At 53.1% G+C, this 19,515-nt stretch carries 16 protein-coding genes; 5 read left to right on the top strand and 11 right to left on the bottom strand.

Going from position 1 to position 19,515, the window contains the following annotated elements:
- The first annotated feature begins 2 nt into the window (after nt 1–2).
- On the top strand, nt 3–4,463 hold the full coding sequence (gltB, locus tag ACOTXL_RS12200) for a glutamate synthase large subunit (RefSeq protein WP_003860454.1): 4,461 nt from the start codon (nt 3–5) through the stop codon (nt 4,461–4,463).
- Nucleotides 4,464–4,472: 9 nt separating this feature from the next.
- On the top strand, nt 4,473–5,891 hold the full coding sequence (gene gltD, locus ACOTXL_RS12195; RefSeq protein ID WP_017382721.1) for a glutamate synthase subunit GltD: 1,419 nt from the start codon (nt 4,473–4,475) through the stop codon (nt 5,889–5,891).
- Nucleotides 5,892–5,947: 56 nt separating this feature from the next.
- Here the strand turns inward: gltD and ACOTXL_RS12190 are convergent, their stop codons facing one another.
- From ACOTXL_RS12190 to zapE, 11 genes are all read right to left on the bottom strand, one after another.
- Entirely contained in the window at nt 5,948–6,619 is a 672-nt protein-coding gene (locus ACOTXL_RS12190; RefSeq protein ID WP_045350321.1) for a DUF1120 domain-containing protein, read from the bottom strand.
- A gap of 198 nt (nt 6,620–6,817) precedes the next feature.
- Nucleotides 6,818–7,483, bottom strand: coding sequence for a DUF1120 domain-containing protein (locus ACOTXL_RS12185; RefSeq protein WP_023323796.1), 666 nt, complete (start codon nt 7,481–7,483; stop codon nt 6,818–6,820).
- Between the two features lie 168 nt (nt 7,484–7,651).
- Nucleotides 7,652–8,218, bottom strand: a complete 567-nt coding sequence (locus ACOTXL_RS12180; protein ID WP_023323797.1) for an outer membrane protein — start codon at nt 8,216–8,218, stop codon at nt 7,652–7,654.
- Nucleotides 8,215–10,632, bottom strand: a complete 2,418-nt coding sequence (locus tag ACOTXL_RS12175; protein WP_023323798.1) for a fimbrial biogenesis outer membrane usher protein — start codon at nt 10,630–10,632, stop codon at nt 8,215–8,217. The genes ACOTXL_RS12180 and ACOTXL_RS12175 overlap by 4 nt, the downstream gene beginning before the upstream one ends.
- Before the next feature lie 14 nt (nt 10,633–10,646).
- Nucleotides 10,647–11,351, bottom strand: coding sequence for a fimbria/pilus chaperone family protein (locus ACOTXL_RS12170; protein ID WP_023323799.1), 705 nt, complete (start codon nt 11,349–11,351; stop codon nt 10,647–10,649).
- Between the two features lie 128 nt (nt 11,352–11,479).
- Entirely contained in the window at nt 11,480–12,157 is a 678-nt protein-coding gene (locus ACOTXL_RS12165; protein ID WP_023323800.1) for a DUF1120 domain-containing protein, read from the bottom strand.
- A 369-nt stretch (nt 12,158–12,526) separates the two neighbouring features.
- The gene (gene sspB, locus ACOTXL_RS12160; RefSeq protein WP_003860440.1) at nt 12,527–13,024 is read right to left on the bottom strand and encodes a ClpXP protease specificity-enhancing factor; all 498 of its coding nucleotides are present in this window, start codon (nt 13,022–13,024) and stop codon (nt 12,527–12,529) included.
- Between the two features lie 5 nt (nt 13,025–13,029).
- Nucleotides 13,030–13,668, bottom strand: coding sequence for a stringent starvation protein SspA (gene sspA / locus ACOTXL_RS12155; protein ID WP_003860438.1), 639 nt, complete (start codon nt 13,666–13,668; stop codon nt 13,030–13,032).
- 307 nt (nt 13,669–13,975) lie between these two features.
- A complete protein-coding gene (gene rpsI / locus ACOTXL_RS12150; protein WP_003860436.1) occupies nt 13,976–14,368 on the bottom strand; it encodes a 30S ribosomal protein S9 in 393 nt (130 codons plus the stop codon).
- A gap of 15 nt (nt 14,369–14,383) precedes the next feature.
- Nucleotides 14,384–14,812 carry a 50S ribosomal protein L13 gene (rplM, locus tag ACOTXL_RS12145; RefSeq protein ID WP_003860434.1) on the bottom strand — a complete coding sequence of 143 codons (429 nt, stop codon included), beginning with the start codon at nt 14,810–14,812 and terminating at the stop codon, nt 14,384–14,386.
- Nucleotides 14,813–15,104: 292 nt separating this feature from the next.
- A complete protein-coding gene (zapE, locus tag ACOTXL_RS12140) occupies nt 15,105–16,229 on the bottom strand; it encodes a cell division protein ZapE (protein WP_023314916.1) in 1,125 nt (374 codons plus the stop codon).
- A gap of 189 nt (nt 16,230–16,418) precedes the next feature.
- Here zapE and zapG point away from each other — a divergent pair, with 189 nt between their 5' ends.
- From zapG to degS, 3 genes are all read left to right on the top strand, one after another.
- Entirely contained in the window at nt 16,419–16,817 is a 399-nt protein-coding gene (gene zapG / locus ACOTXL_RS12135; protein WP_003860432.1) for a Z-ring associated protein ZapG, read from the top strand.
- Nucleotides 16,818–16,987: 170 nt separating this feature from the next.
- Nucleotides 16,988–18,355: a serine endoprotease DegQ gene (gene degQ, locus ACOTXL_RS12130; RefSeq protein WP_003860431.1), complete on the top strand. Its 1,368-nt coding sequence runs from the start codon at nt 16,988–16,990 to the stop codon at nt 18,353–18,355.
- Between the two features lie 92 nt (nt 18,356–18,447).
- The gene (gene degS / locus ACOTXL_RS12125; RefSeq protein ID WP_003860430.1) at nt 18,448–19,515 is read left to right on the top strand and encodes an outer membrane-stress sensor serine endopeptidase DegS; all 1,068 of its coding nucleotides are present in this window, start codon (nt 18,448–18,450) and stop codon (nt 19,513–19,515) included.

Genomic DNA, 19,515 nt, shown 5'->3' with positions numbered 1-19,515 from the left:
ATATGTTGTACGATAAATCCCTTGAGAAGGATAACTGTGGTTTCGGCCTGATCGCCCACATAGAAGGCGAACCTAGCCACAAGGTAGTGCGTACTGCTATTCACGCACTGGCCCGTATGCAGCACCGTGGCGCCATCCTTGCCGATGGTAAAACCGGCGACGGTTGCGGCCTGCTGCTGCAAAAACCGGATCGTTTCTTCCGCATCGTGGCGGAAGAGCGCGGCTGGCGTTTAGCCAAAAACTACGCTGTCGGTATGCTGTTCCTGAATCAGGATCCAGAAAAAGCTGCCGCGTCACGCCGCATCGTTGAAGAAGAACTTCAGCGTGAAACCCTGTCGATTGTCGGCTGGCGCGATGTGCCAACCAACGAAGGGGTGCTCGGTGAAATCGCCCTCTCCTCGCTGCCTCGTATTGAACAGATTTTCGTCAACGCGCCTGCGGGCTGGCGTCCGCGTGATATGGAACGCCGTCTGTTTATCGCACGCCGCCGCATTGAAAAACGTCTCCAGGACGATAAAGAGTTCTACGTCTGTAGCCTCTCTAACCTGGTGAACATCTATAAAGGTCTGTGTATGCCGGCTGACCTGCCGCGCTTCTATCTGGACCTGGCGGATCTGCGTCTGGAATCGGCCATTTGCCTGTTCCACCAGCGCTTCTCCACCAACACCGTTCCACGCTGGCCGCTGGCTCAGCCGTTCCGCTACCTGGCGCACAACGGTGAGATCAACACCATTACCGGCAACCGCCAGTGGGCCCGCGCCCGTACCTATAAGTTCCAGACCCCGCTGATCCCGGACCTGCACGATGCCGCACCGTTCGTCAACGAAACCGGCTCGGACTCCAGCTCCATGGATAACATGCTAGAGCTGCTGCTGGCGGGCGGGATGGATATCGTGCGCGCCATGCGTCTGCTCGTGCCACCGGCCTGGCAGAACAACCCGGATATGGACCCTGAGCTGCGCGCGTTCTTCGACTTTAACTCCATGCACATGGAGCCGTGGGACGGCCCGGCGGGCATCGTGATGTCCGACGGTCGTTTTGCCGCCTGTAACCTGGACCGTAACGGTCTGCGTCCGGCGCGCTACGTTATTACTAAAGACAAGCTCATCACCTGCGCCTCTGAAGTCGGGATCTGGGATTACCAGCCTGACGAAGTGGTCGAAAAAGGCCGCGTCGGTCCGGGCGAGCTGATGGTGATCGACACCCGCGGTGGGCGTATTCTGCATTCCGCCGAAACCGACAACGATCTGAAGAGCCGCCATCCGTACAAAGAGTGGATGGAGAAAAACGTGCGTCGTCTGGTGCCGTTTGAAGATCTGTCGGACGAAGAAGTGGGCAGCCGCGAGCTGGACGATGACACCCTCGCGAGCTTCCAGAAGCAGTTTAACTACAGCGCGGAAGAACTGGACTCGGTTATTCGCGTGCTCGGCGAAAACGGCCAGGAAGCGGTCGGCTCAATGGGTGACGATACCCCGTTTGCCGTGCTTTCCAGCCAGCCACGCATTATTTACGACTATTTCCGTCAGCAGTTTGCGCAGGTCACTAACCCGCCAATAGACCCGCTGCGCGAAGCCCACGTCATGTCGCTGGCCACCAGCATCGGCCGTGAGATGAACGTATTCTGTGAAGCCGAAGGCCAGGCGCACCGTCTGACCTTTAAATCACCGATCCTGTTGTACTCCGATTTCAAACAGCTCACCACCATGACCGAGGAGCACTATCGCGCCGACACGCTCGATATCACCTTCGACGTGACCGAAACGAGCCTCGAAGAGACGGTGAACGCGCTGTGCGACAAAGCCGAGCAGATGGTACGTAACGGCACCGTTCTGCTGGTGCTGTCTGACCGCAACATCGCGAAAAACCGTCTGCCGGTGCCTGCCCCCATGGCGGTGGGGGCTATCCAGACGCGTCTGGTGGACAAGAGCCTGCGCTGCGATGCCAACATCATCGTTGAAACCGCGAGCGCGCGCGACCCGCACCACTTTGCGGTGCTGTTAGGCTTTGGCGCTACGGCGATTTATCCGTACCTGGCCTACGAAACGCTGGCACGCCTGGTAGATACCCGCGCGATCGACAAAGACTACCGTGCTGTGATGCTGAACTACCGTAACGGCATCAACAAAGGTCTGTACAAGATCATGTCCAAAATGGGCATCTCGACCATCGCCTCTTACCGCTGCTCGAAGCTATTTGAAGCGGTCGGCCTGCATAACGAGGTCGCCAACCTCTGCTTCCAGGGCGTGGTCAGCCGTATCGGTGGCGCCGGTTTTGCTGACTTCCAGCAGGATCTGGTGAACCTGTCGAAACGCGCCTGGCTGGCACGTAAGCCGCTGGAACAGGGCGGCCTGCTGAAATATGTCCACGGGGGTGAGTATCACGCTTATAACCCGGACGTAGTGCGCACGCTGCAACAGGCGGTGCAGAGCGGCGAGTACAGCGATTATCAGCAGTATGCTGAGCTGGTGAACAACCGTCCCGCGGCGACGCTGCGCGATCTCATTGCCCTCAATCCGGGTGAGGAAGCGGTCAGCATTGACGAGGTTGAACCCGCGTCTGAGCTGTTCAAACGCTTCGATACTGCGGCGATGTCCATCGGCGCGCTGAGCCCGGAAGCCCACGAAGCGCTGGCGGAAGCCATGAACAGCATCGGCGGCAACTCCAACTCCGGCGAAGGCGGTGAAGATCCGGCCCGCTACGGCACCAACAAAGTGTCCCGTATCAAGCAGGTGGCGTCCGGTCGCTTTGGCGTAACGCCTGCGTACCTGGTTAACGCCGACGTGATCCAGATTAAGGTCGCTCAGGGGGCAAAACCGGGTGAAGGCGGTCAACTGCCGGGTGATAAAGTCACCCCGTACATCGCTAAGCTTCGCTACTCGGTGCCAGGCGTGACGCTGATCTCCCCGCCGCCGCACCACGATATTTACTCTATCGAGGATCTGGCGCAGCTGATTTTCGACCTGAAACAGGTCAACCCGAAAGCGATGATCTCCGTGAAGCTGGTTTCCGAACCGGGCGTTGGCACCATTGCCACCGGCGTGGCGAAAGCCTATGCGGATCTGATCACCATCGCCGGTTACGACGGCGGCACCGGCGCAAGCCCGCTCTCCTCCGTGAAATATGCGGGCTGTCCGTGGGAGCTCGGCCTGGTGGAAACCCAGCAGGCGCTGGTCGCTAACGGCCTGCGTCACAAGATCCGTTTGCAGGTGGACGGTGGGCTGAAAACCGGACTCGACATCATCAAAGCGGCGATTCTGGGAGCGGAAAGCTTCGGCTTTGGTACCGGCCCAATGGTTGCGCTCGGCTGTAAATACCTGCGTATTTGCCACCTGAACAACTGTGCAACGGGCGTTGCTACCCAGGACGAAAAGCTGCGTAAGAACCACTATCACGGCCTGCCGTTCAAAGTGACTAACTACTTTGACTTCATCGCCCGTGAAACCCGCGAGCTGATGGCGCAGCTGGGCGTGAAGCGTCTGGTGGATCTGATTGGCCGTACCGACCTGCTGAAAGAGCTTGAGGGCTTCACGGCCAAGCAGCAGAAGCTGGAGCTGTCCAAGCTGCTGGAAACCGCTCAGCCGCATCCTGGCAAAGCGGTTTACTGTACCGAGAACAACCCGCCGTTCGACAACGGCGTGCTGAACGCGCAGCTGCTGCAACAGGCGAAGCCGTACGTGGACGAGAAGCAGAGCAAAACGTTCTGGTTTGATATCCGCAACACCGACCGTTCCGTGGGTGCGTCTCTCTCCGGTTACATCGCGCAAACGCACGGTGATCAGGGTCTGGCGTCGGATCCCATTACCGCGCATTTCAGCGGTACCGCGGGTCAGAGCTTCGGCGTGTGGAACGCGGGTGGCGTTGAGTTATACCTGACCGGTGATGCCAACGACTACGTCGGAAAGGGCATGGCGGGCGGTCTGCTGGCGGTGCGTCCTCCGGTTGGTTCAGCCTTCCGCAGCCATGAAGCAAGCATCATCGGCAATACCTGTCTGTACGGTGCAACCGGCGGTCGTCTGTTTGCCGCGGGCCGTGCGGGCGAGCGTTTTGCGGTGCGTAACTCCGGCGCCATCACCGTGGTGGAAGGCATCGGCGATAACGGCTGTGAATACATGACGGGCGGAATTGTGTGCGTCCTGGGTAAAACCGGCGTGAACTTTGGCGCGGGCATGACGGGCGGTTTTGCCTACGTCCTGGATGAAGACGGTGAGTTCCGCAAACGCGTGAACCCTGAGCTGGTGGAAGTGCTGGACGTTGATACTCTGGCCATCCACGAAGAACACCTGCGCGGCTTAATTACCGAACACGTGCAGCATACCGGTTCTTCGCGCGGCGAAGAGATCCTGGCCAACTGGCCGGCGTTCTCTGCGAAATTCGCGCTGGTTAAGCCGAAGTCCAGCGATGTTAAAGCCCTGTTGGGTCACCGTAGTCGTAGCGCAGCAGAGCTGCGCGTGCAGGCGCAGTAAGGAATTCAGATGAGCCAGAACGTTTACCAGTTTATCGACCTTCAGCGTGTTGATCCGCCAAAGAAACCGCTGAAGATCCGTAAAATTGAATTTGTTGAAATCTACGAGCCGTTTTCAGAAGGCCAGGCCAAAGCACAGGCAGACCGCTGCCTGTCCTGCGGTAACCCTTACTGCGAATGGAAGTGTCCGGTCCATAACTACATCCCGAACTGGCTGAAGCTGGCCAACGAAGGGCGTATTTTTGAAGCCGCCGAGCTGTCTCATCAGACCAACACCCTGCCGGAAGTGTGCGGCCGCGTGTGCCCTCAGGATCGTCTGTGTGAAGGCTCCTGTACGCTGAACGACGAGTTTGGCGCGGTGACCATCGGCAACATCGAACGCTATATCAACGATAAAGCGTTCGAGATGGGCTGGCGTCCGGATATGACCGGTGTGCGTCAAACCGACAAGCGCGTGGCGATTATCGGCGCGGGCCCGGCAGGCCTGGCCTGTGCGGACGTGCTGACCCGTAACGGCGTGAAGGCGGTGGTCTTCGATCGCCACCCAGAGATTGGCGGCCTGCTGACCTTCGGTATCCCGGCCTTCAAGCTGGAGAAAGAGGTCATGACCCGCCGCCGCGAAATCTTCACCGGCATGGGCATTGAGTTCAAACTCAACACCGAAGTGGGCCGCGACGTACAGCTCGACGACCTGCTGAAAGATTACGACGCCGTGTTCCTGGGCGTGGGAACCTATCAGTCCATGCGCGGTGGTCTGGAGAACGAAGATGCGCCAGGCGTGTACGACGCGCTGCCGTTCCTGATTGCGAATACCAAACAGCTAATGGGCTACGGCGAGACCGCCGATGAGCCGTTCGTCAGTATGGAAGGCAAACGCGTGGTGGTGCTGGGCGGCGGTGATACCGCGATGGACTGCGTGCGTACCTCCATTCGTCAGAATGCGGCGCATGTCATCTGTGCCTACCGTCGTGACGAAGAGAACATGCCGGGTTCTAAACGCGAAGTGAAAAACGCGCGTGAAGAGGGCGTCGAGTTCCAGTTCAACATTCAGCCTCTGGGTATTGAAGTGAATGCCAATGGTAAAGTGAGCGGCGTGAAGATGGCGCGCACGGAGATGGGTGCGCCAGATGCGAAAGGCCGTCGTCGCGCGGAGATCGTGGCCGGTTCTGAACACGTGATCCCGGCTGACGCCGTGGTGATGGCGTTTGGTTTCCGTCCTCACAGCATGGAGTGGCTGGCGAAGCACAGCGTAGAGCTGGACTCTCAGGGCCGCATCATTGCGCCAGAAGGCAGCGACAACGCGTTCCAGACCAGCAACCCGAAAATCTTCGCCGGTGGCGACATCGTTCGTGGCTCTGACCTGGTGGTCACGGCGATTGCCGAAGGTCGTAAAGCGGCTGATGGGATCATGAACTTCCTCGAAGTGTAAATAATAATGCCCGGCAATGCCGGGCATTATTTTTATATTCTGCCAGTTTCTGAATATTACAGATACTTGATGGTAAACGTTGCCTGACCATCCATGTTGGTATCATCAGTAATAGCCAGCGTATTGGTATCCTGAATCGCAGCAGAAACCGCCATCGGAATGACCAGGTTTTTAAACGCAACTGGCGCGGTGCTGCCAACTGTAGCAACGGATACAATCTGGCTACCGTCATTAACCATCAGTGTGCCGTTATCAGACCAGCTGGTGCCGTTGTCTGCGCTGTAGATCGCCCCAACAGTGGCACCATCAGCAGTAATCGTGTCGTTTTTCACGAAAATGGTGTAGTTACCGATGTTAACGTTTCCTGCGGTCTTATTCAGACCAAACATATTGAGCGGCTGAATAATATCGTTACCGTTACCCGCACCATCTTTAACCATAATGTTTGGCGCAGTACCAGTACGGTCGTCAGAAACGCTAAAGCCCGCTTTGGTCAGCGCAGGGCAGGTAATAGAAAGAGAGAAATCTTTCTGGCCTAGCTGGTTAATAGCAGTGGTGTTCAGGGCTGACAGGTGGATCGTACCGTAATCTACCACGCCACCGCCGCTGATTTCAGGGATGCAACTGCTATTTGTCAGAACGCCTGTGACTTTCAGTACGGCGGTGTCTGCGGCAAAGGCAGAAGATACAAACATGACAAGCATAGAAGCCAATACAACATTTTTCATTTGTTAATTCTTAACGTTAATGTAAATGTTCTTTCTGCTTTTAATAAAGTGGGCTACTCTCGCTATTAAAAACAGAATTTTCTAAACAAAGAGGGAAGTTACTCCCTCTACATATTCAAACCTAAATAATCCGCTGTAAGCGTAAATGCTAATATAGCCTTACACAACGACAGAGCGGGATATTAATACCTAAATAACTTAAAGGTATTTCAGGGTAATTGTTGCCTGACCATCTAAAGATGTATCGTCAGTAATCGCCAGCGTATCGGTCCCCTGAATAGCCAGAGAGGTAACCAGTGGGAAAACCGCAGTGGTAAATGCAACAGGGGTCGTTGTGCCTGTGGTTGCGGCACTGATAATGGAGATACCGTCGCTGCGAACCGCACCGCCTGATTCCCATTTAGAGCCATTCCAGTCGACGTTTGAAAAAATTTCGTCGCCCTCTTGCCCATCAATGGTGACTTTCTTATTTTTGATGAAAAGCATATAGTTACCAATATTCACACCACCTGTGGTTTTACCTACGCCATACTGATAGTAAGAAATGTTTTGCATTGTGCCGTTGAAATCGACATTAATACCAGCCTTACTTGACTCGCGATCGTCATTCACAACCCAACCAACCTGAGTAGGCGCACCGCATGTAATCGTCAGGTTAATATCTTTGTCACCTAACTGGTTAACAGCTGTTGCAGAGAGCTCACCCAAATGGATAGTGCCATAATCTACGACACCGCCGTTACTTAACTGAGGAGTACAGGCGGCATTTGTCAGCTTACCTTTTACCTGCAATACTGCGGTATCAGCAGCAAATGCGGAAGCGACACAAAGAGACAACGCGGTAGCGAGAAGAACTTTTTTCATTTGTTAATCCTTAACATTATTGATTCACGGAAACCCAACCCAATCTTTTATTCATGTAAAGAATGGGTTGTATATTCCGCACTTACTAATTGAATGGCGTACCATTCGTGATAAAACAATCCTGCAACGCTTAAAGATAACGTTATTACGATATCATCACCACATTGCCTATGGATTATTTTGCAATATTTTCCAGCTTAAATCGCTTTCCAGCGTTGTTTGATCGGCATTATTACTGAATGCACTTTCATTAAGCACAGGGAATATCGTAGCTGTAAATGTCATCTGCTGGCCCGTAACGGCCTGGTTATTTTCAACCGCGACGACGGCTTCATTATTTCTTAAATAGAATGGCGAAGGCGACCCGCTTTCCGGCGTAAAGTTAAGCTGATCAACCGTTTTACCCACGGTATAGCTTTTGCCATCAACATTCATATCATCAATTTTAACTGCGACACCGCCATTCTGACCAAAACGGAAGCGACCTTTCTCTCCAGCATTACCCTGTAAAAGCACTGCCAGCTTCTGTTTGTCTGGACAAAACACATTCACGGTAACTTCCCGTTCCGGCAATTTATGCCAGCTTTGCTGAGACGTAACAATATCGTCACGCTTGAGCTGTTTATAATCTACAATGGGCTGAGAAAGCGTGATCTGACAATCTTCGGCAAGCGTCAAACCGGGTAAACAAAACGCCAGAAACGTCGCTACTTTGATTACGCGCTGAGTCTTCATTGGCATACTCCGTTTACTTCCTCATAGAACGCTTCGTCATCTTTTTTATCACTTAAGGTATAGTGAATCTGACAAAGCCGATTGTTATTGTCATCCATGGCATACAGCCCTTTCAGCTGATCGGCATCATTGATAAACACATGGCCGTCATCCACGCTGGTGACGATATAATTGCCCTTCTCATCAACAATGGATAACCCCTTCGCCAGTGGTGTACCATCCGCTCTCTTCACCCGCAGCATCACGCGACGGCTATTCAGAATTTTAAAGCTGACTTCACTGACGGAAGCATGCCCTGCCGCAACGTATTTAATGCCGTTCGCCAGCGTCATGCTTGGCGGAAGCTTATTGGCATCAATTTCAATACGGGAGTTACGCCACTCATTCAGCCCCGGTACCACAGCCTGTCCCCAATGGTCGGTCCAGATGGTGCCCTGCGGCGTTGAAATCTCTACACCACTCTTCGGCTCGTTCAGCTTAGCGATGGCGAACGTATCTTTAATAGCGTACGGCGAGAAGGTCACACCATCTTTATGCATTGCAATACCGCCCGTCAGCGTTGCGCTATAGTTGCGCTGGTTACTACCGCTGCTGCCCCCACCAACGCTCAACTGGGTATAGTGCAGGTTAGTGTTGATATTGCCGTTAAAGCTATTCTCATTGTCATCGTTATCACGATCCGCAGAGATATAATAATTGGTGTTATCGCCAATGGCGCCGCTGTTCGCGACACCATAGGTGGTTCTGTCACCCTGCTTGCGCATATAGCTGCTCAGGCTTTGCGAGCCACCGAGTGGAATGCTCAGGTTGACGTAGAGCATATCGTCATCCTGCTCGTCATCAGTATTTCCGACGGCGCTCTGCCAGTTCACGGTGATGCTGGCATATTTAAAGGTTTTACCCCACGACAGCAGCAGGTAGCGGCTGTCCTCGTAGTTTGCGCTCTGGTTGTAGTTAAACCCTGCGCTAAACGTACCCGCAATCCCTGTCGCAAAACTTACGTTGCCGCTGTAAGTATTATCATTAGGCTGAAATTCATCATCCAGCGCATCGGCAAGCTCGCGGTAACCGCTGCTAAAATGCGTTGCGCTGGCGGAAAGGCTCACGTGTTCACCCAGCGTTAAATCGCTTTGCAGCTCGGTTTTGAGCCCGCTATTACTGTCGCCAAACTGCTCTTTACTTGCCGCAGCGGTAGTCGTGATGCCCCATATATCAGAGAGCATAAACTCCGCGCTGCCGCCCGCAGCCTGATACTTTTCTGCCACTGCGCCGGATGCCAGTACGTTCATCCATGGTGTGATACGCCAGCCGTCAGAGACGTTCACGACCAGCGGATCGCTATAATCGCTGTCAATACTCCGTACCTGGCCCACAGACATGGTCAATCCCTGCGGACGCCCCAGCTTGCGGGTTCTGACTGCGGAAGCAGGCACAATGAAGTGGCTTGAAGAGCCATCTGATTCCACGACAGTCACGTCGAGATCGACGTTATTTCTGACAACTGGCACATCGTCCAGGGTAAACGGACCCGCCGGCACTAACGTACTGTAGACGAGACGACCACTCTGGCGCACCTCAACGCGCGCCTGCGAGGAACGGGCGATACCCGATACGCTTACGCCAGTCCCGTCCCTTTCCAGGCCGTTGGTGGGCATGAGCTGCACCCCCGTAATCGGCACGCCGCTTAATACACCGGACATGGCGTTAATTTCACCCACCTGCATGGTCAGGCGCTGGGGAACAAATACATGCTCCGCGTAGGTGTAAATGCTTTCCGCATTTTTATCGCCATCATCATCCGTCAGGATATAGCGGCTGCGCACAGACCAGTCCATCGTATTAAAGCCAGCCTCCAGGCTAGCCTGCGAATAGCGGCTGTTATCGCTGTCGCCATATTCGTTACGGGTACTGAATAATGAGTAGTTCAGTAACCCCGCCGTGCCACCTTGCTGAAAGTGTTTAATATTGGAGGTTAAACTGTTAATTGCCTCCTGGGGTAAATAAAGCTCTACCGCGTCCTGGTTTGGTAATGCGTTGACAACCGCCTGCGCATAATCGCTGCGGATATCATGGCACGCTTCGCCAGCCTTGAGCGGGACAGGCATAATCCCGGCAAAATCCAGAAAATCTTTATCAATACAGAGCTCGCCGTCTTCATTAAAACGTGCAGCGGCCGTACCACGATCTTTCCCATTCACTTTAACCTGTACAGAGTGTGTGCCGGGTAAGAATCGTGGCGCTTGTGCAAAGTAATGGTTTAAATCGGGGCTTAATCCACGTGACTGAATAATGCCCGTATCAAACGTCACTTCCCTCGCATACAAAGAGGGTGACGCGAGGACTACCAGAGGTAATGTGCCGCAAAGAATAGCGCGGACACAAAGTGCAAGGCGGCTTTTTTTACACACCGTCATATCCCTATTGAGTGTTATTTATTTAATTCTGAAACAAAGCTCGGTACTTCCACACCGTAGCGACTGGCCGGGAAAAATTTCACTTTATTATCGCCGCTCACCGTTTTCTTCAGCGTTGCGGTCATACTTTGGCCTGGTAAAATATACGTTTTAGGTAGCGTGCCTGCGGTGCCAGATGGCTGAGTCATAACGTTTTGTGCCAGACGCACAACGTATTTGCTGGGGTTTTTCACCGTAAGCGTTGTACCCGTTGCGTTCCATTCCAGGTACTTCCATGCATCGGTAACAACCGCCAGTTTCGCCGGACGGATAAGCACAGGCAAATCCTGACGAAGATTAAATCCGATCTTAATGTTCTTGTTATCGCTTTTCGGCGGAATACCCTCGAACGTCACACGTTTATAGTGCTCAGCCTCCAGCGGTTCTTTATTTTGTAAAATAAAACGAAGCTGCTGGGTCTGGCCAGGCTCCAGACGTACCACCGGTTGGGTGGAAATCAGTTTTAAACCCTGATCGTCCGGTAAATCAAGGACATTGGTATATAACAGAGCCGGAAAGCTGTCCGTATTTTTAACGTTGATCGTACCGCTGTGCGTTGCCTCATCAATTACCAGTAAACTGGTTTCAGGAACCATTCCTGCTGCATACGTCGAGAATTGAGCTGAAAACAGAGCGGCAGCAATAACGGACTTCAGTAAGGTTTTCTTTAAACAAGACATAATTATCACTCCTTTAATCCACAACACAACATTCCATGTTCACGTGTAGTTAGAAAGGAATAAACAAGATATGTTTATTCCCTTTTTAATTAATATACCGATTTTAAAATATTATAACTTTTAAAATATTATAAATATTTCAGGCTGATAGTCAGCTGACCATCAAGTGTGGTATCGTCGGTAATGGCCAGCGTGGTAGTATCCTGAATAGCCAGTGATGTCACCAGCGGGAATGTTGCACTCAGGAATGCCAATGGAACTTTTTCGCCAGATTTTGCAACAGTAAACTCACGGATGTTTTGAGCCTGACTAGAACCATTCGTGCTCGTGGTCCACTTGGAGGTATCCCCATTCTGAGTGTAAATAGGATCAACTGTCGCCCCGTCAGCGGTTACGCTATCAACCTTAACAAACATTGCATAGCTGCCGATGTTCACGCCGCCCGTTGTTTTACCTACACCGTAGGTCTGACTAGAATTGGATAGGCTTGCACCGGTAAACATTGCGTTATTAACGGTTAAACCCGCATTCGTCTCTGCACGATCGTCAACCATAGTCCACGAAACTTTCGTCGCAGCAGAACAAGTGATGGTTAGATCGATATTATTCTGACCTAACTGGTTTACTGCGCTGGCAGACAATGAACCAAGGTGAATAGTACCGTAATCTACTACGCCACCTTTACTTAATTCTGGAGTACAGGCAGCATTTGTCAGCTTACCTTTTACCTGCAATACTGCGGTATCAGCAGCAAATGCGGAAGCGACGCAAAGAGACAGTGCGGTGGCAATAAGAACTTTTTTCATTCGTTAATCCTTAACATATGATAATTAAAAATAGGTTTCCATCAGGTACAAAACTATTTTTGCAATATGAGCTGTCACTGGGGAACTTTATAATATTATTTTTATAAATATATGCAATTTAGCAAATTTAATTTATACTTTTAGTTTCTCTGATATAATAATCATGAATTATTAAATCGGGTATTACGCAAGGCTACCCGCTTAAATTATTCATTGCGTTTATTATTGTAACCATTCTTCTCGAGATAAAAAAAACGAAAAATGCAGTCCCATATTCTTATTTTTCGATCAATTTAAAAAATATATAATTTTCTCCAAAAAAAACGGCCAGGCATAAACCTGACCGTTAAGATTAAAATTGAGTTAGCGTTATTTTACAACGCGTAATGCCGGACGTCCTCCGCGCGGCGGCGGATCGTCATCAGGATCGTTATCATCTTCGCGATCGGGCTTATCACCATCAATCACAGACATCACCGTTTCGCTCTCGGTCCCAACGCCGCCCTCTTCATCATTCAGGCTGGCAACCTCTTCATCATAAGCTGCTTCCGGCTCAAACATGGTGCCCGCACCGTTTTCACGGGCGTAGATAGCCAGCACAGCTGCCAGCGGCACGGAAACCTGACGCGGCACGCCGCCGAAGCGCGCATTAAAGCGCACTTCGTCGTTCGCCAGCTCCAGGTTACCCACTGCGCGTGGCGCAATATTCAGTACAATCTGTCCGTCGCGCGCGTATTCCATTGGAACCAGCACGCCCGGCAACGTCACATCCACAACCAGGTGCGGCGTGAGCTGGTTATCCAGCAGCCATTCATAGAAGGCGCGCAGCAGATACGGACGGCGTGGTGAAAGTTGTGACATTTCCACAGTCATTAGCCTCGGCCGAGACGCATTTCACGTTCCGGTTCAGTTAAGGATGCCAGGAAAGAGTCGCGTTCAAAGACGCGAGTCATGTAGCCTTTCAGCTCTTTCGCGCCAGGACCGCTGAACTCTACGCCCAGGGTTGGCAGACGCCACAGCAGCGGAGCCAGGTAGCAATCTACCAGGCTGAATTCGTCGCTCAGGAAGAAAGGCTTTTGACCAAATACCGGCGCAATCGCCAGCAGCTCTTCACGCAGCTGTTTACGTGCAGCATCCGCTTCAGAAGAGGAACCGTTGACAATAACGTTCATCAGCGAGTACCAGTCTTTCTCGATACGCTGCATGTACAGGCGGCTTTCACCACGCGCAACAGGATAAACAGGCATCAGCGGCGGATGCGGGAAACGCTCATCCAGGTATTCCATAATGATACGGGATTCCCACAGGGTCAGCTCGCGATCCACCAGCGTCGGTACGCTTTGGCTCGGGTTGAGATCGATCAGATCCTGAGGCGGGTTATCCTTTTCCACATGCTCGATCTCAAAACTGACACCCTTCTCGGCCAGCACGATACGAACCTGATGGCTATAAATGTCAGTAGGACCAGAAAACAGCGTCATTACCGAACGTTTGTTGGCAGCGACAGCCATGAAAACCTCCAGGTATATTCAGAATTTTTACTGCTACCAGCCCAACGGGGCCAGCCAGATGATGTATCGCCCATCCCAGAGAAGACACATTGTTCAAGAATCGAACAAAAATCGAGTATTCACCGATATTTGGGCAGAAAATTGGATGATAGTTTACCAGATTTTGATGGCTTTGTGGTGAGGGGATTCCGGAAATGTGGAAAAAGAGAAGATATATGAAATGTTACTGTGGATAACCTGCGTATTATCCATAAAAAAACCCGCCGAAGCGGGTTTTTCGCCAATCGTTCTGCGTAAGCAGAATGGATTAACGTTTGGAGAACTGTGGACGACGACGTGCTTTACGCAGACCCACTTTCTTACGTTCAACCTGACGCGCGTCACGAGTAACGAAGCCAGCTTTACGCAGTTCAGAACGCAGGGATTCGTCGTACTCCATCAGAGCGCGGGTGATACCGTGACGGATCGCACCTGCCTGACCGGAGATACCACCACCTTTAACGGTGATGTACAGATCCAGTTTTTCTACCATATCAACCAGTTCCAGCGGCTGGCGAACTACCATGCGGGCAGTTTCGCGACCGAAGTATTGTTCCAGAGAACGCTGGTTGATTACGATTTTACCACTGCCCGGTTTGATGAAAACGCGAGCTGCGGAACTTTTGCGGCGACCAGTGCCGTAGTATTGATTTTCAGCCATTGCCTATAATCCCGATTAGATGTCAAGAACTTGCGGTTGCTGTGCCGCGTGGTTGTGCTCGTTGCCTGCGTAAACTTTCAGTTTACGGAACATAGCACGACCCAGCGGGCCTTTTGGCAGCATGCCTTTAACCGCGATTTCAATCACACGCTCAGGACGGCGGGCAATCATCTCTTCAAAGGTCGCTTCTTTGATACCACCGATGTGGCCGGTGTGGTGGTAGTACATTTTGTCAGTACGCTTGTTGCCGGTAACAGCAACTTTGTCAGCGTTCAGAACGATGATGTAATCACCGGTATCAACGTGCGGAGTGTATTCCGCTTTATGCTTACCGCGCAGGCGACGAGCCAGTTCAGTAGCCAGACGGCCCAGAGTTTTACCGGTCGCGTCAACAACATACCAGTCGCGCTGTACGGTTTCTGGTTTAGCTGTAAAAGTTTTCATTAAAAGCTTACCCAAATAATAAGTTACACGTTGGTGAACACCCAAACGTTTAGTCAGTTGAGGTTCACACGACAAAGTCCGGCAAACCTACCCCTTCGAATAGCACATGCCGACACATAGAAAGTTTCGGGAAAAAAACCTTCTCGTAACGTGGGGTCGCAAGATTATAGAGAAGTTGAGGTCAAAGATCGACCCTTAAATGTGATTTGGAATGGGTTTTTCGGGGTTGCGTACTGTGCGGTCTGGTGCCCTCACCCCCAGCCCCTCTCCCACGGGGAGAGGGGCGCATTTATTACGGCATATGCTCACGCTTGAGGTACTCTTCGCTCTGCATCTCTTGCAGGCGCGACAGGCAGCGCTGGAACTCAAACTTCAGGCGCTCGCCCTGATAGATCTCATATAAAGGCACCTCGGCGCTGACCACCAGCTTAACGTGGCGCTCGTAAAACTCATCTACCAGCGCGATGAAGCGGCGCGCTTCGCTCTCCATGAGTGGGGTCATAACGGGCACATCCCACAACATAACGGTATGGAACAGACGTGAAAGCGCAATGTAGTCATGCTGGCTGCGGGCGTCCACGCAGAGCGTTGCAAACGAGACGGCCAGCGTCTGGTTCTCTACGCCAAGCGTCGACAACGGGCGATGATTAATCTCCAGCGCTGGCGCGTTATCCCGCGGTGCCCCTGCCAGCGCCAGCCAGAGTTTATCCATCTCGCTGGCTGTGTCGGCGTTCAGCGGTGAAAGCCACAGGTGCGCCTGCGTTAATGTGCGCAGACGATAATCGACGCCGGCATCGACATTCATGATGTCGCAGTGCTGCTTAATGGCATCTATGGCTGGCAGGAAACGCGCCCGCTGAAGACCATTGCGATAAAGCTCATCCGGCGGGATATTTGAGGTCGCCACCAGGGTGATCCCACGCGCAAACAGCGCTTTCATGAGGCCCCCCAGCAGCATGGCATCCGTAATATCGGAAACAAAGAACTCGTCGAAGCAGAGCACGTCCGTTTCCGCCTTGAAACGATCGGCCACAATCTCCAGCGGGTCGGTTTCGCCCTGGAGCGCCGTCAGCTCTTCATGGACCCGCAGCATAAAACGGTGAAAGTGCAGACGCTGCTTACGCGTGCCGGGCAGGCTCTGGTAGAACATGTCCATCAGCCAGGTCTTACCCCGCCCAACGCCACCCCACATATATAATCCACGAACCGGTGCGTTTACCGTGGGCTCTTTTTTGCCCAGTAAACGGCCGAATGCCGCCTTCAGCCCACTGCTCTGCACCGCATCGGCGGGTTTCGCCAGAATTTCCTGATAAATCGTGTCCAGGCGGTTAACCGCTTCACGCTGGACATCATCCGGCTGGTGTGTGCCCTCGCTCAGGGCCAGTTGGTAACGCGATGAAGGGGACAGGTTTTGCATGATGTTGTTGTTATTCCTTTAGTTAAACCTCACCAGCGCGCGTGGCTGATGAAAAAAAGGCCGTTCTACACTACGCGATGATACGTCAGGATTCCACTTCTGCGGAAATAGCGGTTATAGTGGCATAATCAGGCACAGGCAGGAGCCGAGCCAACACCCTACGGAACAACAAGACAACGGGAGAAGTTCATGACCTGGGAATATGCGCTAATCGGTTTAGTCGTCGGCATCATCATTGGTGCTGTGGCCATGCGTTTCGGTAACCGCAAATTGCGTCAGCAGCAGTCACTGCAATACGAACTGGAAAAGAACAAAGCCGAACTGGAAGAATATCGCGAAGAGCTGGTCAGCCACTTTGCCCGTAGCGCTGAGCTGCTGGACAACATGGCGACAGATTATCGCCAGCTCTACCAGCACATGGCGAAAAGCTCCAGCAGCCTGCTGCCGGAAATGACCGCGGAGACCAACCCCTTCCGCAATCGTCTGGCTGATTCTGAAGCCGGTAACGATCAGGCACCGGTTCAGATGCCACGCGACTATTCAGACGGCGCGTCCGGCCTGCTGCGCGGTGGCGTAAAACGCGATTAATCGCACAACCTGAATAAATTTTACGGGCGCACCTTATGCGCCCGTCCTTTCTTCCCGTCCCCAGCTATTATTTAGTCAAACACCTCATTGTTCAGCGGTTGAAAATTCAATAACATCAAGATGTTTTTGGGGCCGTTCTTTTTCATTCCAGGATACGAGAGTCAGCATCGATGAAGAAAAAAAACCAGCTGTTGAGCGCCTTAGCGTTAAGTGTCGGGTTATCTCTCTCGGCGTCCTTCCCCGTCAGTGCGGCACTGCCTTCGCAGGTGCCTGGACAAGAAGCCATTCCCAGCCTTGCGCCGATGCTTGAAAAAGTCCTGCCTGCGGTAGTCAGCGTTCAGGTGGAAGGGACGGCACGCCAAAGCCAGCGTATTCCCGAAGAGCTGAAGAAATATTTTGGCGAAGACGCGCCGGATCAGCAGGCTCAGCCGTTTGAAGGTCTGGGCTCAGGGGTAATTATCGACGCGGCTAAGGGCTATATCCTGACCAATAACCACGTGATCAGCCAGGCCGATAAAATCAGCGTTCAGCTGAATGATGGCCGGGAGTTTGACGCCAAACTGATCGGCGGTGACGATCAGAGTGATATCGCCCTGCTACAGGTACAAAACCCCAGCAACCTGACCCAGATCGCCATTGCTGATTCCGATAAGCTGCGCGTCGGTGATTTTGCTGTCGCGGTCGGTAACCCGTTCGGCTTAGGCCAGACCGCCACCTCCGGAATTGTCTCCGCCCTGGGGCGCAGCGGCCTGAATCTCGAAGGGCTGGAAAATTTCATCCAGACCGATGCCTCCATCAACCGGGGCAACTCCGGCGGTGCGCTGCTTAATCTGAACGGTGAGCTGATCGGCATCAACACCGCTATCCTCGCGCCAGGCGGCGGCAGCATCGGGATTGGTTTTGCCATTCCGAGCAACATGGCGAAAACTCTGTCTCAACAGCTGATTCAGTTTGGCGAGGTTAAGCGCGGTCTGCTGGGCATCAAAGGCATGGAGATGAGCGCCGATATCGCCAAAGCCTTTAAGCTCAACGTCCAGCGCGGGGCGTTTGTCAGCGAAGTGCTGCCCAACTCAGGCTCTGCGAAAGCGGGCGTGAAATCCGGTGACGTTATTGTCAGCCTGAACGATAAACCGCTGAGCAGCTTCGCTGAATTACGTTCGCGTATTGCCACCACGGAGCCTGGCGCTAAAGTGAAGCTGGGCCTGATCCGCGAGGGCAAACCGCTGACCGTGGAAGTGACGCTGGACAAGAGCACCTCCTCTTCCGCCAGCGCAGAACAGATCTCCCCGGCTCTACAGGGCGCTACGCTGAGCGACGGTCAGCTTAAAAACGGCACGAAAGGCATTTCTGTCACTACCGTTGAGAAGAGCAGCCCGGCCGCGCAGGCAGGTTTGCATCAGGACGACGTGATCGTGGGCGTGAACCGTACTCGCGTGCAGTCTATTGCCGAAATGCGTAAGGTGCTGGAGAGTAAACCGGCGGTCATTGCCCTGCAAATTATCCGTGGCAACGATACCCTCTACATTTTACTGCGTTAACCATTTGCGACTCCGGGCATCGCCGCTGCGTGTGATGTCCGGATAACTCATGTTATGCTGCAAACCGTTCCTTCTTTAACGACACACGCATCATGCTTTTAAAGCTCTTTCGTTCAATTGTCATTGGTTTGATCGTTGCCGGTCTGCTGCTGGTGGCTATGCCATCTTTACGCCAGTTCAACAAACTGTCGGCTCCTCAGTTCGACAGCACGGATGAAACGCCTGCGACGTACAATCAGGCGGTACGCCGTGCCGCCCCCGCCGTGGTTAACGTCTATAACCGCGGGCTTAACAGTTCTGCTCATAACCAGCTGGAGATCCGCACGCTCGGTTCCGGTGTGATCATGGATGACCGGGGCTACATCATCACCAATAAACACGTCATTAACGATGCCGACCAGATTATCGTCGCCTTGCAGGATGGCCGCGTGTTTGAAGCCCTGCTGGTGGGGTCGGACAGCCTGACCGATCTGGCGGTGCTGAAGATCAACGCCACCGGCGGTCTGCCGACTATCCCGATTAATCGCAAACGAACGCCGCATATCGGCGATGTGGTACTGGCGATCGGTAACCCGTACAACCTGGGCCAGACCATCACTCAGGGGATCATCAGCGCGACCGGTCGAATCGGCCTGAACCCGTCAGGGCGGCAGAACTTCCTGCAAACCGATGCCTCTATCAACCACGGTAACTCCGGCGGTGCGCTGGTGAACTCTCTGGGCGAACTGATGGGCATTAACACCCTCTCCTTCGACAAGAGCAACGACGGCGAAACACCGGAAGGGATTGGCTTTGCCATTCCATTCCAGCTGGCGACCAAGATCATGGACAAGCTGATCCGCGATGGCCGCGTGATCCGTGGCTACATCGGTATTGGTGGGCGTGAAATCGCACCGATGCATACGCAGGGCGGTGGTATCGATCAGATCCAGGGGATTGTGGTCAACGAAGTGGCGCCTGGCGGCCCGGCGGCCAATGCAGGTATCCAGGTGAACGACGTTATCCTTTCCGTCAACGGTACGCCAGCGGTCTCTGCGCTGGAAACCATGGACCAGGTGGCTGAGATTCGCCCGGGCTCCATCATCCCTGTTGAAGTCATGCGTAATGACAAGAAGCTGACGATCCAGGTCACCATCCAGGAATACCCGGCCACTAACTGA

Source organism: Enterobacter cloacae complex sp. IR5402 (assembly GCF_049238125.1).
In the GTDB taxonomy this organism is placed as follows: Bacteria; Pseudomonadota; Gammaproteobacteria; order Enterobacterales; family Enterobacteriaceae; genus Enterobacter; species Enterobacter hormaechei_C.
Note: the sequence above shows the minus strand (reverse complement) of the source record. Positions and strands in the feature narration are given on the sequence as shown.

What these genes read in the sequence shown, in the direction of transcription:
- gltB (WP_003860454.1), top strand. Translation starts at nt 3, where the DNA reads ATGTTGTACGATAAATCCCTTGAGAAGGATAACTGTGGTTTCGGCCTG.
- gltD (WP_017382721.1), top strand. Translation starts at nt 4,473, where the DNA reads ATGAGCCAGAACGTTTACCAGTTTATCGACCTTCAGCGTGTTGATCCG.
- ACOTXL_RS12190 (WP_045350321.1), bottom strand. Translation starts at nt 6,619, where the DNA reads ATGAAAAATGTTGTATTGGCTTCTATGCTTGTCATGTTTGTATCTTCT.
- ACOTXL_RS12185 (WP_023323796.1), bottom strand. Translation starts at nt 7,483, where the DNA reads ATGAAAAAAGTTCTTCTCGCTACCGCGTTGTCTCTTTGTGTCGCTTCC.
- ACOTXL_RS12180 (WP_023323797.1), bottom strand. Translation starts at nt 8,218, where the DNA reads ATGAAGACTCAGCGCGTAATCAAAGTAGCGACGTTTCTGGCGTTTTGT.
- ACOTXL_RS12175 (WP_023323798.1), bottom strand. Translation starts at nt 10,632, where the DNA reads ATGACGGTGTGTAAAAAAAGCCGCCTTGCACTTTGTGTCCGCGCTATT.
- ACOTXL_RS12170 (WP_023323799.1), bottom strand. Translation starts at nt 11,351, where the DNA reads ATGTCTTGTTTAAAGAAAACCTTACTGAAGTCCGTTATTGCTGCCGCT.
- ACOTXL_RS12165 (WP_023323800.1), bottom strand. Translation starts at nt 12,157, where the DNA reads ATGAAAAAAGTTCTTATTGCCACCGCACTGTCTCTTTGCGTCGCTTCC.
- sspA (WP_003860438.1), bottom strand. Translation starts at nt 13,668, where the DNA reads ATGGCTGTCGCTGCCAACAAACGTTCGGTAATGACGCTGTTTTCTGGT.
- rpsI (WP_003860436.1), bottom strand. Translation starts at nt 14,368, where the DNA reads ATGGCTGAAAATCAATACTACGGCACTGGTCGCCGCAAAAGTTCCGCA.
- rplM (WP_003860434.1), bottom strand. Translation starts at nt 14,812, where the DNA reads ATGAAAACTTTTACAGCTAAACCAGAAACCGTACAGCGCGACTGGTAT.
- zapE (WP_023314916.1), bottom strand. Translation starts at nt 16,229, where the DNA reads ATGCAAAACCTGTCCCCTTCATCGCGTTACCAACTGGCCCTGAGCGAG.
- zapG (WP_003860432.1), top strand. Translation starts at nt 16,419, where the DNA reads ATGACCTGGGAATATGCGCTAATCGGTTTAGTCGTCGGCATCATCATT.
- degQ (WP_003860431.1), top strand. Translation starts at nt 16,988, where the DNA reads ATGAAGAAAAAAAACCAGCTGTTGAGCGCCTTAGCGTTAAGTGTCGGG.
- degS (WP_003860430.1), top strand. Translation starts at nt 18,448, where the DNA reads ATGCTTTTAAAGCTCTTTCGTTCAATTGTCATTGGTTTGATCGTTGCC.